12 protein-coding genes are annotated in these 15,658 nt (G+C 64.5%); 8 read left to right on the top strand and 4 right to left on the bottom strand.

Going from position 1 to position 15,658, the window contains the following annotated elements:
* Positions 1-156: 156 nt before the first annotated feature.
* Genes QQL28_RS17625 through QQL28_RS17615 form a run of 3 tightly spaced genes read right to left on the bottom strand, consistent with a single transcriptional unit; the run spans position 157 to position 5,826 of the window.
* Complete coding sequence (locus QQL28_RS17625; RefSeq protein ID WP_284267325.1) at positions 157-3,531, bottom strand: error-prone DNA polymerase; 3,375 nt, start codon at positions 3,529-3,531, stop codon at positions 157-159.
* Positions 3,528-5,123, bottom strand: coding sequence for a Y-family DNA polymerase (locus tag QQL28_RS17620; RefSeq protein WP_284267324.1), 1,596 nt, complete (start codon positions 5,121-5,123; stop codon positions 3,528-3,530). Before QQL28_RS17620 ends, QQL28_RS17625 begins: the two co-directional genes overlap by 4 nt.
* On the bottom strand, positions 5,014-5,826 hold the full coding sequence (locus QQL28_RS17615; RefSeq protein ID WP_284267323.1) for an ImuA family protein: 813 nt from the start codon (positions 5,824-5,826) through the stop codon (positions 5,014-5,016). The genes QQL28_RS17620 and QQL28_RS17615 overlap by 110 nt, the downstream gene beginning before the upstream one ends.
* A 167-nt stretch (positions 5,827-5,993) precedes the next feature.
* On the opposite strand from QQL28_RS17615, the gene QQL28_RS17610 reads away from it, so the two are divergent.
* Positions 5,994-7,391, top strand: a complete 1,398-nt coding sequence (locus QQL28_RS17610; protein WP_284267322.1) for a UdgX family uracil-DNA binding protein — start codon at positions 5,994-5,996, stop codon at positions 7,389-7,391.
* A gap of 108 nt (positions 7,392-7,499) precedes the next feature.
* Entirely contained in the window at positions 7,500-9,122 is a 1,623-nt protein-coding gene (locus tag QQL28_RS17605) for an inorganic phosphate transporter (protein WP_284267321.1), read from the top strand.
* Positions 9,123-9,195: 73 nt separating this feature from the next.
* Here the strand turns inward: QQL28_RS17605 and QQL28_RS17600 are convergent, their stop codons facing one another.
* A complete protein-coding gene (locus tag QQL28_RS17600; protein ID WP_284267320.1) occupies positions 9,196-10,368 on the bottom strand; it encodes a M20 aminoacylase family protein in 1,173 nt (390 codons plus the stop codon).
* Positions 10,369-10,543: 175 nt separating this feature from the next.
* On the opposite strand from QQL28_RS17600, the gene QQL28_RS17595 reads away from it, so the two are divergent.
* From QQL28_RS17595 to QQL28_RS17570, 6 genes are all read left to right on the top strand, one after another.
* Positions 10,544-12,163 (top strand): GMC family oxidoreductase, encoded by a 1,620-nt coding sequence (locus tag QQL28_RS17595; protein WP_284267319.1) that lies wholly within the window; start codon positions 10,544-10,546, stop codon positions 12,161-12,163.
* A 2-nt stretch (positions 12,164-12,165) separates the two neighbouring features.
* Complete coding sequence (locus QQL28_RS17590; RefSeq protein WP_284267318.1) at positions 12,166-12,852, top strand: DUF4336 domain-containing protein; 687 nt, start codon at positions 12,166-12,168, stop codon at positions 12,850-12,852.
* 112 nt (positions 12,853-12,964) lie between these two features.
* Positions 12,965-13,903 (top strand): metallophosphoesterase family protein, encoded by a 939-nt coding sequence (locus QQL28_RS17585; RefSeq protein ID WP_284267317.1) that lies wholly within the window; start codon positions 12,965-12,967, stop codon positions 13,901-13,903.
* Between the two features lie 13 nt (positions 13,904-13,916).
* The gene (locus QQL28_RS17580) at positions 13,917-14,240 is read left to right on the top strand and encodes a cupredoxin domain-containing protein (RefSeq protein WP_284267316.1); all 324 of its coding nucleotides are present in this window, start codon (positions 13,917-13,919) and stop codon (positions 14,238-14,240) included.
* 103 nt (positions 14,241-14,343) lie between these two features.
* Positions 14,344-14,895, top strand: a complete 552-nt coding sequence (locus QQL28_RS17575; protein ID WP_284267315.1) for a sigma-70 family RNA polymerase sigma factor — start codon at positions 14,344-14,346, stop codon at positions 14,893-14,895.
* Positions 14,892-15,653, top strand: coding sequence for an anti-sigma factor family protein (locus QQL28_RS17570; protein WP_284267314.1), 762 nt, complete (start codon positions 14,892-14,894; stop codon positions 15,651-15,653). The genes QQL28_RS17575 and QQL28_RS17570 overlap by 4 nt, the downstream gene beginning before the upstream one ends.
* The last annotated feature ends 5 nt before the right edge of the window (positions 15,654-15,658 follow it).

Genomic DNA, 15,658 nt, shown 5'->3' with positions numbered 1-15,658 from the left:
TCATCATCCGCGAAAGCGGATGATCCAGTATTCCAAAGGCGGTCGTGGGATACGGAGACGCCGCGGCGTACTGGATACCCCGCCTTCGCGGGGTATGACGGCTGAAGATGTGGCGCACGATTGCCTGCCTCGTCATTGCGAGCGCAGCGAACCAGCTCAATGAAAATCCCGCGACGGCGGCAGGATGCGGACGTCGCGGGGGTGGCGGATTTTTTGCGCGGGCGCATCGAGGTGGTCGCGGCGGTCGTCGTTGAGTGGTTCGACGAGCGCAAATCCATTCGGCACCGGGTGCTTGCGGCTCAGCGCGTCGTTGGCAAGTCCGACCAGATCGTATGAGCGGTCGACCATCCGCTGCGCGATGAGATGCGTTACCTTTTCGGGGCTGCTCTGGATGTAGCCCTCGACCAGGATGAGGCGCGCGCCCATCACCTCCTTGCGGTATTGCTCCATCACCTTCGGCCACACCACGACATTGGCGATGCCGGTTTCGTCCTCCAGCGTCATGAACACGACGCCGCTGGCACTGCCCGGCCGCTGCCGGACCAGCACCACGCCGGCGCAGCGGACGCGGCGCCGCTCGTTCTCATGACTGACGTCCTTGCAGGCGACGACGCGCTCGCGCGTAAACATCTCGCGCAAGAACTCCATCGGATGGCCCTTCAGCGACAGGCGGATGGTCTGGTAGTCGGCGACGACCTGCTCCGGGCGCGGCATCACCGGCAGCGGCTTGGCGTGCTCGTCCGGCTGCTCGCGCGCGGTCGCCGCCTCGAACAACGGCAGCGGCACGTCGTCGGGCAGTCGCCGCACCTGCCACAGCGCCTCGCGGCGATCGAGCCCGAGCGAGCGGAACGCATCGGCATCCGCCAGCAGGATCAGCGCACGCTTGGGCAGACCGGTATCGCGGGCGAAGTCTTCGAGCAAGGTGAAGGGCCGGCGGTTGCGCGCGGCGACGATGCGGTCGGCCCAGTCTTCCTGACTGACGTATTGAATGTTGCACCGCTTCGCCTGATCTTTCTTCAGCCCCTCCTCATCCTCGTCAAGCCAATGAAACCCGTCGATCTGGCGGAAGCCCAAGCGCACGGCGCAGTACTTTCCGTCGGTGTTCTCCAGCGTGTTCTGCGCAAAGCTGTAGGACACGTCGATCTCGCGTACCTCGATGCCGTTCTTGCGGGCATCGCCGACGATTTGCGCCGGCGCGTAAAAGCCCATCGGCTGGGAGTTGAGAAGCCCGCAGCAAAATGCGTCGGGATGATAATATTTCAGCCAGGAGGAGATGTAGACGAGCTGCGCGAAGCTCGCGGCATGGCTCTCCGGAAAGCCGTAACTGCCAAACCCCTTGATCTGGTCGAAACAGCTTCGGGCGAAGTCGAGGGCGTAGCCGCGCGCGACCATGTTACCGATCAGTTTGTCCTCGTATTTGCCGATGGTGCCGACATTACGGAAGGTCGCCATCGAGCGGCGCAGGCCGTTGGCCTCCTCGGAGGTGAATTTTGCCGCCTCGATCGCGATCCGCATCGCCTGCTCCTGGAACAGGGGCACGCCCATCGTCTTGTGCAGCACCTTATAGAGCTCGTCCTTGTCGCCGTGCTCCGGTGACGGCGATGGATAGCTCACTTTTTCCTGGCCGTTTCGCCGCCGCAAGTAGGGATGCACCATGTCGCCCTGGATCGGCCCCGGGCGTACGATCGCGACCTCGATGACGAGATCGTAGAAGGTCCGCGGCTTCAGGCGCGGCAGCATGTTCATCTGCGCGCGGCTCTCGACCTGGAACACGCCGAGCGATTCCCCGAGGCACAGCATGTCGTAAACCCTGGGATCGTCCTGCGGGACGCTCGCCAGAACCCACCGCTCAGCTTTGTGCTTGTCGATCAGGTCAAAGCATTTGCGGATGCAGGTCAGCATGCCCAGCGCCAGCACGTCGACCTTCATCATGTTGAGTGCATCGACGTCGTCCTTGTCCCATTCGATGAAGGTGCGGTCGTCCATCGCGGCATTGCCGATCGGCACATAGGTGTCGAGCCGGTCCTGGGTCAGCACATAGCCGCCGACATGCTGCGAGAGATGACGCGGGAATTCGATCAGCTCGGTCGCAAGCTCGACCGCGAGGCTGATCATGGGATTGTCGGGATCAAGCCCGGCCTGCTTGACCTGCATGTCATTGAGGCCCTTGCCCCAGCTTCCCCAGACGGTATCGGCGAGCGCCGCGGTGACGTCCTCCGTCAGGCCGAGCGCCTTGCCGACATCGCGGATGGCGCTGCGTGGACGGTAGTGGATGATGGTGGCGATGATCGCGGCGCGATGGCGGCCGTAGCGGCGATAGACATATTGCATCACCTCCTCACGCCGCGAATGTTCGAAATCGACGTCGATATCAGGCGGCTCCAGCCGCTCCTTGGAGATGAAGCGCTCGAACAGCAGATCGACCTTGGTCGGATCGACCGAGGTGATGCCGAGCACGTAGCACACGGCCGAATTCGCCGCCGAGCCCCGACCCTGGCACAGAATGTCCTGGCTGCGCGCATAGTGGACGATGTCGTGCACGGTGAGAAAATAATGCGCGTATTTCAACTCGGCGATCAGCGCGAGCTCCTTGTGCAGGGTGGCGCGGAGCTTGTCGTCGATCTTGCCGCCGAAATAAGTCTGCACGCCCGCCCAGGTCAGGTCTTCCAAATGCCCTTGCGCGGTCTTGCCCGGCGGCACCGGCTCGTCCGGATATTGGTATTTGAGCTGGTCGAGCGAGAAGTCGATTGCGTCTGCAAAGCGCATGGTCTCCGCGATCGCCGCCGGAAAATCGCGAAACAGCCGCGCCATTTCCCGGGGTGTTTTCAGGAAGCGTTCGGCATTGGCCTCCAGCTTCTTTCCGATCGCCTCGATCGTGGTTTTTTCCCGGATGCAGGTCAGCACGTCCTGCAAGGGGCGGCGCGCAGGATGGTGATAGAGCACCTCGTTGGTCGCGAGCAGCGGCACCTTTGCCTTCACCGCGAGATCATCGAGCCGCGCGAGGCGGCGCCGGTCGTCGCCGCGATAGAGCAGGCTCGCCGCCAGCCACACGCCATAGGCAGAGCTCGCTTTCAGTTGTGCGAGAACGTCCAGCACTTTCGCCGCGTCAAAGCGATGCGGCAGCGTCAGGACCAGGAGCTGGCCTTCGGAGAATTCCAGGAGGTCATTGAAGGTGAGATGGCACTCGCCCTTCTCGATCCGCGTGATGTCGTCGCCGCGCTTGCCCCTGGTGAGAAGCTGGCACAGCCGGCCGTAAGCGGCGCGGTCGCGCGGATAGACCAGGATGTCGGGCGTGCCGTCGATGAAGACGATGCGCGCGCCGATCAGGAGCTTTGGCTTGTGCAGCACCTCCGCATTGTCGAGTTCTTTGTAGGCACGCACCACGCCGGCAAGCGTGTTGTGATCGGCAATCCCGATCGCGGGAATGCCCAAAATGCCGGCCTGATGCACATAGGCGCGCGGATCCGAGCCGCCGCGCAGGAAGGAAAAGTTGGTGGTGATGCCGATCTCGGCATAGGCTGGCGTATTCATGCGAAGAGACCATGCACATACCAGTTGGCGGGAACGGGCCTGCCCTCCTCGTCGACGAGCTCGCTGTCGTAGAGACCATCGCGAAAGATCCAGAACCGCAGGCCTTCGGCATCCTCGACGCGAAAGTAATCCCGCGTGAGCTGCTTGCCGTCCTGCCGCCACCATTCCATCGCGATGCGCTCGGGCCCTTCCACCCGCACCACCGCATGCAGCGCGCGGCGCCAGGTGAATTGGTGCGGCGCGCCGTCAGGCACGGTCGCGAACGGCACCTTGATCGGTTCCGGTCTGTCGAACAGCCGCAACGGGCGCAGCGGCGGCTCGCTCGCAACGCGCGATGGCCATTCAGCCTGCACGGCGGCGGCGAGATGATGCTGCGCGGACGCAGCCAGTACGGCGCACTCCGGGATATGCGTATCCTGCGGCAGGTGCACGACGACGCGTTTTCCTCCGATCCTCGCGGCGATGCGGTCGATCAGCGCGGCGAGTTCGTCATTGTCATGGACGTGCGCATCGAGATCGCGCTGCTCCTGCACCACGATCTCGGTACGGCTCGCCGAGAGACGGACCATGTCGAAGCCGAAACCGGGATCGAGGGGATCGGCGAGCGCATCCAGCCGCTCGCGAAAGAGACGATCGACGACTGCGCTTCGCGTCACCGGGCGTCCCGTTTCGACCATGATCGCGCGAACCACCCCGTCGGTGCGGAAGAAGGAAGCCTCCAGCCGCCGCGCGCCCTTGCCCTGCTTCTCCATGGAGGTGACAAGCGTATCCGCGAGCCGCGACAGCGTCATCGCGATCATGGTGTCGGTCGCGATCGGCTCGGCGAAGCGTTTTTCCACGATGTAGTCAGGCAGCGGTTTTCGCGGGCTGATCGGCGCATCGCCCTGCCCCAGCGCATGCGCGAGCAGCGTCGAGAAGCGCGCACCGAAGCGCGCCGTGATCTCATGGGGGCTGCGCAAAGCGACATCGCCGATGGTCTTCAGGCCGGCGCGGCGCAGGCCCGTGGTGATGGCGTCATCGGCACCGAGCGCGGAGACCGGGAAGCGGTTGATCGCTTCCGCCTCCGCGCCATCGGCAACGATGCTGCCGGAGGCCTGCCGCGTCAGCGTGCGCGCGCAGATCGAGGTCGAGGCGATCGCCGCGCTGACCGCAAAACCCTGCCGCGCCAGCGTACGGACGAGCGCCTGCAACAGGTTTGCCTCGCCGCCGAACAGATGCGCGCAGCCGGTGATGTCGAGGAAGAGGCCATGCGGCGGATCGAGCGCCACCAGCGGCGTGAAGCGGTCGCACCAGTCGGCGATATCATCGAGCGTCCTGGCATCCGCCGCGATATCGGCGTCGAACACCTTTAGCTGCGGACAAATCGCACGGGCATTGGCGAGCGGCTGGCCGATATGCAGACCGAAACGGCCGGCCGCCTCATCGAGCGCGTAGATCGCGAGCGCGTTGCTTTCCTTCACAACGACGATGCTCGGCTCATCTTTAGCTAGCTCTCCGCCGATCGCCGAGAACACCCGCTTGATGCGATCGATGGGCAGGCGCGGCAGCCACAGGCTGAGGATACGGCGACGGTTCGCTGAACAGGCACTCATCACATTTCCATTCCATGATCCATCGGCCGACCGGGCCATGGCGATTGCGAACGAGCTCGGCATCGAAGCAAGGCGCGCCCCAGGCGCTCCAAAGCGCCGCAGGCATTGAAGCGGGTCCCGGCGGCGAATGCGCCGCCCGCAACATCCATCTGGTTTCCGCGGTCGACGGCAGAGGGTTTGCCGCCATCCGCAGCAGCAGCCCGGTCACACCGGAAGCCTGGGCTGCAAGCGTCAGCTTGCGGCTCGCCACGAGATCGAACTGTTTCGTCTCGCCCCAGAGCTCGAGCACGACGGCGCCCAGCGCATCGCAGGCAAGCGCATCGGCTGACGTCCGCAGCGCGCTCTCGACATCGGCAGCACGCACCATCACCACGCGGCGCGGATCGAGACCGAGCTCGGCAAGCCCGCTCATCGACAGCGCACCCGCCTCGACATCCGAAAAATCCTGCCGCACCCACAGCAGCGGCCGGCGCGCGGTCACGCGGCCGGCGAGACCCGTGACAAAGCCCGTCGCGGCCGTGCCCTGAGGCCCAGCACAAAACACTTCGTGGATCGCCGCGCGCGCGAGGCCACCTTGGAGTGCAAGGTCGGCTTCCGGGTGGCCGAGCGCCACGCGATCGCGACGATGCGCGGCCTCCGACGTCTCGATGCGCTCGATCTGGCCGCGCAAAATCGCAAGCGCGCTTCCGCGTGCGCCGCTCATTGCTCGCCGCTCCTTCTCGGGATGATCGCCGAGGCTCTCAAAAAGAAAACCACCAGCTGGCTCATTTGTTCATGATATGTTCTAATATAAAGCTAACAGCCCCGCCGGAGTCAATCGAATTGGCGCGCCCGCGGATTCATGAGCGGAATCAAGAGGATTCAAGTGTCATGTACCTCATCACCCTCGACAGCGAGACTGATTTCGACGGCTGGCGCAAAGCCGCACGCGCGCTGGCACTGCATCACATTGCCCCCGTGGACGTGACGTGGGGCGTGCAAGGCCAGACCAAGGATCAAATGCCGCCCGGCCTCTCCGAAGCGCCGAGCCTGCCGCCACTCGAGATCGAAAGCACCTTCAACGTGCCGGCCAATTTCATCGAGCTTGCGCGCGTCGCGATCCTCCATCGCGACGGCAAACGCTTTGCGCTGCTCTATCGCCTGTTGTGGCGGCTGAAGGCCGATCACGACCTATTGGCAGAGATGACCGATCCCGATGTGACGCTGGCCACCGCGATGGCAAGCAGCGTGCATCGTGACGTACAGCGGATGCGCGATGTCGTCCGTTTCCGCGAGATCGGACGCGAGCAGAAGGCTCATTACGCCGCCTGGTTCGTGCCGGAGCATCACATCGTCGAATTCGCCGCATCTTTCTTCGCGCGCCGCTATGCCGACATGCCATGGTCGATCCTCACGCCCGACATCTGCGCCCATTGGGACGGCCACGTGATCTCGTTCACGGCGGGGATCAGCCAGACGGAGATGCCCGCACCGAACCGATTGGAGGAAACCTGGCGCCGCCACTTTCAGGCGGATCGGCCGATCGCACCGGAAGCGCCCCAAAAGCGCGGGAGGAACCTCCCGGAAGCCTCGATACTTGAACCTCTGCTCACTGACGCCGAACGCTGGACCGGCGGACGGATCACCCCGCATCCGGAGGCACCCATGCCACGCAAATCCGCCGCCGATGATCTCGAGACGCTGCGCGAGGAAGCCGCCCATTGCCGCGCCTGCCCTCTCTACAAGGATGCGACGCAGACCGTGTTCGGCGAGGGCCCGAAGTCCGCCACCATCATGCTGGTCGGCGAACAGCCCGGCGACAAGGAAGACCTTGCTGGCCACCCCTTCGTGGGACCGGCCGGGCAGATGCTCGATCGAGCGCTGCAAGAGGCCGGCGTCGATCGCAAGAAGGTCTACGTCACCAATGCGGTGAAGCATTTCAAGTTTGTACCGCGCGGAAAAATCCGCCTGCACCAGAAGCCGAACACGCCGGAGATCCGCGCGTGCCGGCAATGGTATGAACGGGAACTGGCGGCCCTCCAACCCAGCCTCGTCGTCGCGATGGGCGCGACCGCCGCGCAAAGCGTATTCGGCAAGATCACCCCGATCGGCAAGAACCGTGGCCGGCTGATCGATCTGCCTGACGGCCGCAAGGCGCTGGTGACGGTGCACCCGTCCTATCTGCTGCGGCTGCCGGATCCCAAGGCCAAGGAGTTGGAATACCAGCGTTTTGTCGACGACCTGAAAATCGCGGCTGGATTCCGGGAAAAATCGGCACGGGCCGCGTGATGTAGCACACACTGCGCCGCAGCAGATACCCGCGGAGAAGCGCCGTCATTTCAACTGCCTGTCACATGCCGCGCGCAAAATCGGGGCACAGGGACAGGAGTATTTTCAATGAGTGACCTTGCTTTGCCCGGCTCCATCGAGCCGGCCTTGCGGAGAGGCCCCGACCTCGACCGCGGTTTTCATCCGCTGACCGGCATTATCTACATGGGGATCATCGCCGCGGCGCTGCTCTTCGTCGCCTACAGCATCTGGGTCGATGTCGATGCGACCGGCACGCAGGTCAAGACTTTCGCACCCTTTCTCCTGCTGTTCGTCGCGCTCTTGATCGCGCTCGGCTTCGAGTTCGTGAACGGTTTCCACGATACCGCCAATGCGGTCGCAACCGTGATCTACACGCGCTCGCTGCCAGCCCACGTCGCCGTGGTGTGGTCCGGCATGTTCAACCTGTTCGGCGTGCTGCTCTCCTCGGGCGCGGTCGCGTTCGGCATCGTCTCGCTGCTGCCGGTGGAGTTGATCCTCCAGGTCGGCTCCAGCGCCGGCTTCGCCATGGTGTTCGCACTGTTGATCGCGGCGATCATCTGGAACGTCGGCACCTGGTATTTCGGCCTGCCGGCGTCGAGCTCGCACACGCTGATCGGCTCGATCATGGGCGTCGGCATCATGAACGCGGTCCTGCATGGCCGCAGCGGCACCTCGGGCGTCGACTGGACGCAGGCGACCAATATCGGCAAGGCGCTGCTGCTGTCGCCGTTGTTCGGCTTCGCGCTCGCCGCGATCCTGCTCCTGGGCCTGCGCGCCGTGTTGCTGCGCGCCACGCCCGCTCTGTTCGGCGAGCCGAAGGGCGACCAGCCGCCGCCGTGGTGGATCCGCGGCATCCTGATCCTCACCTGCACGCTGGTGAGCTTCTTCCATGGCTCCAATGACGGCCAGAAGGGCATGGGCCTGATCATGCTGATCCTGATCGGCACCGTGCCGACGGCCTATGCGCTCAACCGCGCGCTGCCTGCGAGCCAGATCGAGGCTTTCAGCGCCAACTCGGAGGCCGCGAGCAGGGTGATCGAGGCCAAGGCTGCCGGCTACAACGTGATCGGCAATCCGCGTCCCGCGGTGACCAACTATGTCGCGCAACGCGAGGTCAACGGCGGCACGTTCCCGTCGCTCGCCGTGCTCGTGCGCGAGATCGCCAAGCAGGTCACCACCTACGGCTCGCTCGCGAAGGTACCGGCGGAAGCCGTCGGCAACACCCGCAACGACATGTACCTCGTCTCGGAAGCGCTCCGCTTCCTGATGAAGGACAAGGAAGTCGAACTCAGCGCCAGCGACGTCGCAGTGCTCAACGCCTACAAGGGCTCGCTCGACAGCGCCACGAAGTTCATCCCGGGCTGGGTGAAGATCGCGGTCGCCATCGCGCTTGGGCTGGGCACCATGGTCGGCTGGAAGCGCATCGTCGTCACGGTTGGCGAGAAGATCGGCAAGACGCACCTCACCTATGCGCAGGGTGCCTGCGCCGAGGTCACCGCGGCTGCCACCATCGCGGCCGCCGACGTCTACGGCCTACCGGTCTCGACCACGCACGTGCTGTCATCAGGCATTGCCGGCACCATGGCCGCCAACGGCTCCGGTCTGCAATGGGCGACGATCCGCAACATCGCGATGGCCTGGGTGCTGACGCTGCCGGCCGCGATGATCATCTCCGGCGCGCTGTACTACTTCTTCTCGCGGATCTTCTGAGCGAGCGGCACTCAACGACAAAGGGCCCGCGCATCGCGTGGGCCCTTTTTCATTTAGACCGGGCTTTGCGTACTTACGACGCCGCCAAAGAGCTCTCCACGAGCTTGATCCAGTAGGACGTGCCGTAGACGATCGCCTCGTCGTTGAAATTATATGCGGGATGATGCAGCCCCGCGCTGTCGCCGTTGCCGCAGAAGATGAAGGCGCCGGGGCGCGCTTCCAGCATGTAGGCAAAATCCTCGCCGCCCATCAGCGGCGGCATCTCGTGCACATTGGCATCGCCCGCGACTTGTTTCGCCACCTTCCTCGCAACCTCGGTCTGCGCGGCGTGATTGTTGACCACCGGATAATTGCGCTTGTAGTGCAGGTCAATCTTGGCGCCGGTGATCTGCGCCACGCCCGCCACCACTTCGCGCACGCGCTTCTCGACGAGGGCCCGCACCTCCGGCGTCAGAGTGCGGATCGTGCCCTTCAACTCCGCCGTCTGCGGAATGACGTTGCGGGCGTTGCCGGCGTGGAATTCGCAGATCGAGATCACGGCCGACTCAAGTGGATCGATGCTGCGCGCGACGATCGACTGCAGCGCCGTGATCACCTGCGCGCCGACCAGAACGGAATCGATGCACTTATGAGGGCGCGCGGCGTGGCCGCCGAGGCCCTCGATCTTGATGTCGACCTCGTCGGTCGCCGCCATGATCGGCCCCTGCCGGATCGCGAACGAGCCGATCGGAATGCCGGGACCGTTGTGCATGCCGTAGACCTGGTCGATGGCAAAACGCTCCATCAGCCCGTCCTTGACCATGGCCGCGCCGCCGGCGCCACCCTCCTCGGCCGGCTGGAAGATCACGACGGCATCGCCGGCGAAATTGCGGGTCTCGGCGAGATAGCGGGCCGCCCCTAGCAGCATCGCGGTGTGGCCGTCATGGCCGCAGGCGTGCATCTTGCCCGGATTCTTCGAGGCGTAAGGCAGGTTGGTCTGCTCCTCGATCGGCAGCGCGTCCATGTCGGCGCGCAGCCCAATGGTCTTGATGCCCTCGCCCGCCGGGTTCTTGCCCTTGATCAGCCCGACCACGCCGGTCTGTCCGAGGCCGGTCACCACCTCATCGCAGCCGAACTCGCGCAGGCGATCCGCGACGAATGCTGCGGTGCGGTGGACGTCATACAGCAGTTCCGGGTGCTGATGGATGTCCCGCCGCCAGGCCTGGATGTCAGGTTGAAGGTCGGCGACACGGTTCACGATGGGCATGGAGGATCTCAAGCTTTCAGTTGGGAATACAGGACTGTCTACCATGCAAGCGGCGGTCCACCTAATCGAGGTGGCCCTACCAGTCGTCATGGCGGACTCGTCGCCGGCTTGTCTTGGCCATCCACGTCCGACTAATAGGACCGGAAGCGCAATAGGACGATCGGGCGGAAGCAGAATGCCAAGGCGGCTTGAGGGTGACTTTGATTATATCGTCGTCGGAGCCGGCACTGCGGGCTGCATCGTCGCCAACCGGCTCTCGGCCGATCCGAAGAACCGCGTCCTCGTACTGGAGGCAGGCGGCGACGACAACTGGATCTGGTTCCACATTCCGGTCGGCTATCTCTTCGCCATTGGCAATCCGCGCTCGGACTGGATGTTCAAGACCGAGGCCGAGCCCGGGCTGAACGGCCGCGCGCTCGCCTATCCCCGCGGCAAAGTGATCGGCGGCTGCTCGGCGATCAACGCCATGATCTCGATGCGGGGACAAGCCGCGGATTACGACCATTGGCGCCAACTCGGGCTCACCGGTTGGGACTATGACGACGTGCGGCCGCTATTCAAACGACTGGAGGATCACTTTCTTGGGCCGAGCGAGCATCACGGTGTCGGTGGCGGCTGGCGCATCGAGGCGCCGCGACTGTCCTGGACCATTCTCGATGCGGTCGGCGACGCTGCGGAAGAGATGGGCATCAAGCGCATCCCGGATTTCAACACCGGCGACAATGAAGGCACGAGCTATTTCCACGTCAACCAGAAGCGCGGCCGGCGCTGGTCGTCGGCGCGCGGCTTCCTCAAACCCGCGCTGAAGCGACCCAATCTGCGGCTCGAGAAGCACGTGCTGGTCGACCGCCTCATCATCGAGCAGGGCCGCGCCGTCGGCGTACGCTTCATCCAGAACGGCGAGACTATCGAGGCGCGCGCGAGGCGCGAGGTGATCCTATCGGCTGGCGCGATCGGCTCGATCCAGATCCTGCATCGCACCGGCATCGGGCCTGCCGACTGGCTGTCGCCGCTCGGCATCGACATCGTGATAGACCGGCCCGGCGTGGGACGCAATTTGCAGGACCATCTGCAACAGCGCGCGATCTACAAGGTCGAGGGTGTCCGCACGCTGAACGAAACCTACTACAATCTGTTCCGCCGCGGTCTGATGGGGCTCGACTATGCGTTCCGCCGCCGCGGTCCGTTGACCATGGCGCCGTCGCAACTCGGCATCTTTACCCGTTCCGACGCGACGCGCGCGCGCGCCAACATCCAATTCCACGTGCAGCCGCTCTCGCTCGACAAGTTCGGCGATCCGCTGCACCGCTTCCCCGCCATCACGGTCAGCGCCTGCAATCTCCAGCCGACCTCGCGCGGCACCGTGCGGCTGCGCGCAGCGACGCCGGACGAGAAGCCGATCATCGCGCCGAATTACCTGTCGACCGACGACGACCGCCAGGTCGCCGCCGACGCCATCCGCACCACGCGCCGCCTGATGCAGCAGAAGGCGCTGGCAGAATATCATCCGAGCGAATATCTGCCCGGCCCCACCGTCGGCGACGACGATGCCTCGCTCGCCAAAGCCGCCGGCGATATCGGCACCACCATCTTCCATCCCGTCGGCACCGCGAAGATGGGCACGGCGAGCGATCCGATGGCGGTCGTCGACGAACGCCTGCGCTTCTTTGGCCTCGCTGGCCTTCGCATCGTCGACGCCTCGATCATGCCGACGATCACATCAGGCAACACCAATACCCCAACCGCGATGATCGCCGAGAAGGGCGCGGCGATGATTTTGGAGGCCGCGAAATAGGAATGCTGAGAGAATTCGGTCGAGATATTTGGATCGCAGACGGCCCAAACGTCGCGGTCGCCGGATTTGATTATCCCACGCGAATGGCGGTCATCAGGCTGTCGGGACGAAATCTCCTTATCTGGTCGCCAACGAAGCTCACCGAAACTCTGCGGGAAACAATCGAGGCCTTTGGCGAAGTCCGCCACATCGTTGCACCCAATTCACTTCACCATCTCTTTCTTCCCGAGTGGAAGCGCGTCTATGCCGGTGCCAAGCTCTACGCGCCTCCGGGCCTGCGAAAGAGGCGCCCCCATATCAGCTTCGATGCCGATCTCGGCGATATACCGAACAGCGATTGGACCGGCGAAATCGATCAAGTCCTGGTACGCGGCAACCTGATCACGACGGAAGTGGTGTTCTTCCACGCCAGTAGCGGGACCGTACTCTTCACCGATCTGCTGCAGCAAATTCCGCCCCACTTGCTCTCCGGATGGCGATCCGCCGTTGCAAAGCTGGATCTCATGATCGGGCCTGAGCCGTCGGTGCCACGCAAGTTTCGGATTGCCTTTATTGACCGTCGCCGGGCCCGAGCCGCTCTCGAACGCGTTCTCGCGTGGCCCGTCGAAAGGGTGCTCATGGCGCACGGAACGCCGGTCGAGACCGACGCGTCCGCATTCTTGCGCCGTGCATTTGGGTGGCTGACCTAAAGGCTACTTAGCCGGGGCCAACTCACGAAATCGTCATCCCATCCAGGAATAAACCCGCCCCTCCTCCGATCACCTCCCCCGAAGCCCAATTCCGGGCGCAAGGAGAGGCGCGATGAGCGGACACGACCACGGGGACGACGGCGTCAACCGCCGCAAGGTGCTCGAATGCATGACCTGGGCCGGAACCGGGGTGCTCTGGACCATCACGGGCGGCGTGCCGCGCTCGCTCGGGATCGTCGATTCCGTGCAGGCCGCCGAAGCGCCCGGCATGACTTTCCTTCAGATCAGCGACAGCCATGTCGGCTTCGACAAGCCGGCCAACCCAAACGCGCTGGGCACGCTGGAGGAGGCGGTCAACAAGATCAACGCCATGCCGGCCAAACCATCCTTCATGATCCACACCGGCGACATCACGCACCTCTCGAAGGCCGCCGAGTTCGACAATGCCGAGCGCATCATCTCGCAGACCAAGCTCGACGTGCACTACGTGCCGGGCGAGCATGATTTCCTCGACGAGGAAGTGAAGTTCTATCGCGATCGCTACGGCCGCGGTACAAAGGGCCAGGGCTGGTATTCGTTCGACGCGGGCGGCGTCCACTTCATCGGCCTCGTCAACGTCGTCGACCTCAAGGCCGGCGGGCTCGGCAACCTCGGCGCCGAGCAGCTCGCATGGCTGGAGGACGATCTGCGCGGCAAGTCGAAGTCCACGCCGGTCGTGCTGTTTGCCCACATCCCGCTCTGGACCGTCTATCCGCAATGGGGCTGGGGCACCGAGGACGGCGCCCGCGCGCTCGAATACGTCAAGGGCTTCGGCTCGGTCACCGTGCTGAACGGCCACATCCACCAGGTGATGCAGAAGGTCGAGGGCAACGTCACCTTCCACACCGCGCGCTCCACCGCCTTCCCGCAGCCTGCGCCCGGAGCTGCCCCTTCACCGGGGCCGATGAAGGTCGAGGACGCCAAGCTCCGCTCGATGCTCGGGGTCGCCAGCATCAACTTCAAGCAGGGCAACCAGCCGCTCGCGATCATCGACACGCCGCTCCAGGGTTGAACGGAAGCTGACCATGAAGACTCTCAATCGCCGCGACTTCGGTGTCGCCGTGGCCGCGGCCATGCTGCTGCCCGTCACCCATGCCCGTGCCGACGACATGGAGGTGCATATCGACAATTTCACCTTCCAGCCGGCCGAGCTCACCGTAAAGGTCGGAACGACCGTCACCTGGACCAACCGCGACGACATCCCCCACACCATCGTATCGGCCGGCAAATTCCGCTCCAAGACGCTCGACACAGACAACCAATTCTCGTTCACCTTTACAGCGGCCGGCGATTACAAATATTTTTGTTCGCTGCACCCGCACATGACCGGGTTGATCAAGGTTGAGTAACGGCTCAAACCAAGGCATCACCATCCTGCCCGGCCAGTGGGTTGACGCTGGCCGGGCACGCGCGTCGAAAGCCGACACTGGCGACAAGGCAAAGCGAGCGGCGATGTCCTCCAGCAGCGACGATCCCGACAAGGCGCGGCGCTTTCGCGAAGCGGCGCTGCCATATCTGGACGACGTCTACACGCTCGCGCGCTACCTGCTGCGCGACGCCTCGGATGCTGAGGACGCCGTGCAGGAGTGTTATTTGCGCGCCCTCAAGCATTTCGACAGCTATCGCGGCCCGGCGATGAAGCCGTGGCTGTTCGCCATCCTGCGCAACGTCTGCAATGCCGAATATGCGCGGCGCGCGCATTCGCACGTCCCGATCGAAGACACGCCGGAAGCGGCCGAGCAGCCGCCGATCTGGCGCGAGGCCGAAGCAACCCCCGAAACCGACGTGCTGCGCAAGCGCGACGCGACGGCGATCCGAAAACTCATCGAGGCCTTGGCCGAGCCATTCAAGGAAACCTTTGTGCTGCGGGAGATCAACAACCTGTCCTATCGCGAAATCTCCGATGCGGTCGGCGCGCCGATCGGCACCGTGATGTCCCGCCTTGCCCGGGCCCGCGCCATGCTGCGCGCAGCCTGGATGGCGGAAGAGGAGCAACCGAAATGACCTGCGACGAGGCAAGGCTTCTGCTTCACGCACTGATCGACGGCGAGCTCGATGCCGGCCACGTGCGCGAGGTCGAGGCGCACATCGCCACCTGCCCGGCTTGCGCGGCCGAGCTCGCCGCGCAGCGCGAGATGAAGCGCGTGCTCGCTGACGCGAGCCTGCGTTACACCGCACCCAGCACCTTGCGTGCCCGCATCGAGGCCTCGCTGCCACAGCCGCGCCTGCAGAGCCGCCGCGCGGTGCTGCGCGGCTTTGCGATGGGCTCTGCGGTCTCCGCGCTCGCCGCCACCGGGCTCGTCGCCATCGTGCTGCGCCAGGACGACCAGCAGCGCATCCTGTCCGAGGTCGTCTCGGCCCATCTGCGCTCGCTTCAGGCCGGCCATCTGACCGACGTCGTCTCCACCGACCAGCACACGGTCAAGCCGTGGTTCAACGGCAAACTCGACGTCGCCCCGCCCGTGATCGACCTGACCGCGCAAGGCTTCACGCTGGTCGGCGGCCGGCTCGACTATATCGACGCCCGCGCGATCGGCGCGGTGGTCTACCGGCGCCGGCAGCACATCATCAACCTGTTCGTGTCGCAGACCGCAAGCGCCGAGCACCGCCCGCCGAAGACCCAGACCATGCAAGGCTTCAACTGCCGCCGCTGGGGCGATCGCGGCCTGAACTTCTGGGCGGTCAGCGATATCGGCGCCGACGAACTCGCCGAGTTCGTCGACAAGTTCGAGACGGCGATGAAGGCGAATGTGGAGGGGTAGCTACC

It is taken from the genome of Bradyrhizobium iriomotense, from assembly GCF_030160715.1.
GTDB lineage: Bacteria > Pseudomonadota > Alphaproteobacteria > Rhizobiales > Xanthobacteraceae > Bradyrhizobium > Bradyrhizobium iriomotense.
This window is presented reverse-complemented; position numbering and strand designations above follow the sequence as displayed.

What these genes read in the sequence shown, in the direction of transcription:
- QQL28_RS17625 (WP_284267325.1), bottom strand. Translation starts at nt 3,531, where the DNA reads ATGAATACGCCAGCCTATGCCGAGATCGGCATCACCACCAACTTTTCC.
- QQL28_RS17620 (WP_284267324.1), bottom strand. Translation starts at nt 5,123, where the DNA reads ATGAGTGCCTGTTCAGCGAACCGTCGCCGTATCCTCAGCCTGTGGCTG.
- QQL28_RS17615 (WP_284267323.1), bottom strand. Translation starts at nt 5,826, where the DNA reads ATGAGCGGCGCACGCGGAAGCGCGCTTGCGATTTTGCGCGGCCAGATC.
- QQL28_RS17610 (WP_284267322.1), top strand. Translation starts at nt 5,994, where the DNA reads ATGTACCTCATCACCCTCGACAGCGAGACTGATTTCGACGGCTGGCGC.
- QQL28_RS17605 (WP_284267321.1), top strand. Translation starts at nt 7,500, where the DNA reads ATGAGTGACCTTGCTTTGCCCGGCTCCATCGAGCCGGCCTTGCGGAGA.
- QQL28_RS17600 (WP_284267320.1), bottom strand. Translation starts at nt 10,368, where the DNA reads ATGCCCATCGTGAACCGTGTCGCCGACCTTCAACCTGACATCCAGGCC.
- QQL28_RS17595 (WP_284267319.1), top strand. Translation starts at nt 10,544, where the DNA reads ATGCCAAGGCGGCTTGAGGGTGACTTTGATTATATCGTCGTCGGAGCC.
- QQL28_RS17590 (WP_284267318.1), top strand. Translation starts at nt 12,166, where the DNA reads ATGCTGAGAGAATTCGGTCGAGATATTTGGATCGCAGACGGCCCAAAC.
- QQL28_RS17585 (WP_284267317.1), top strand. Translation starts at nt 12,965, where the DNA reads ATGAGCGGACACGACCACGGGGACGACGGCGTCAACCGCCGCAAGGTG.
- QQL28_RS17580 (WP_284267316.1), top strand. Translation starts at nt 13,917, where the DNA reads ATGAAGACTCTCAATCGCCGCGACTTCGGTGTCGCCGTGGCCGCGGCC.
- QQL28_RS17575 (WP_284267315.1), top strand. Translation starts at nt 14,344, where the DNA reads ATGTCCTCCAGCAGCGACGATCCCGACAAGGCGCGGCGCTTTCGCGAA.
- QQL28_RS17570 (WP_284267314.1), top strand. Translation starts at nt 14,892, where the DNA reads ATGACCTGCGACGAGGCAAGGCTTCTGCTTCACGCACTGATCGACGGC.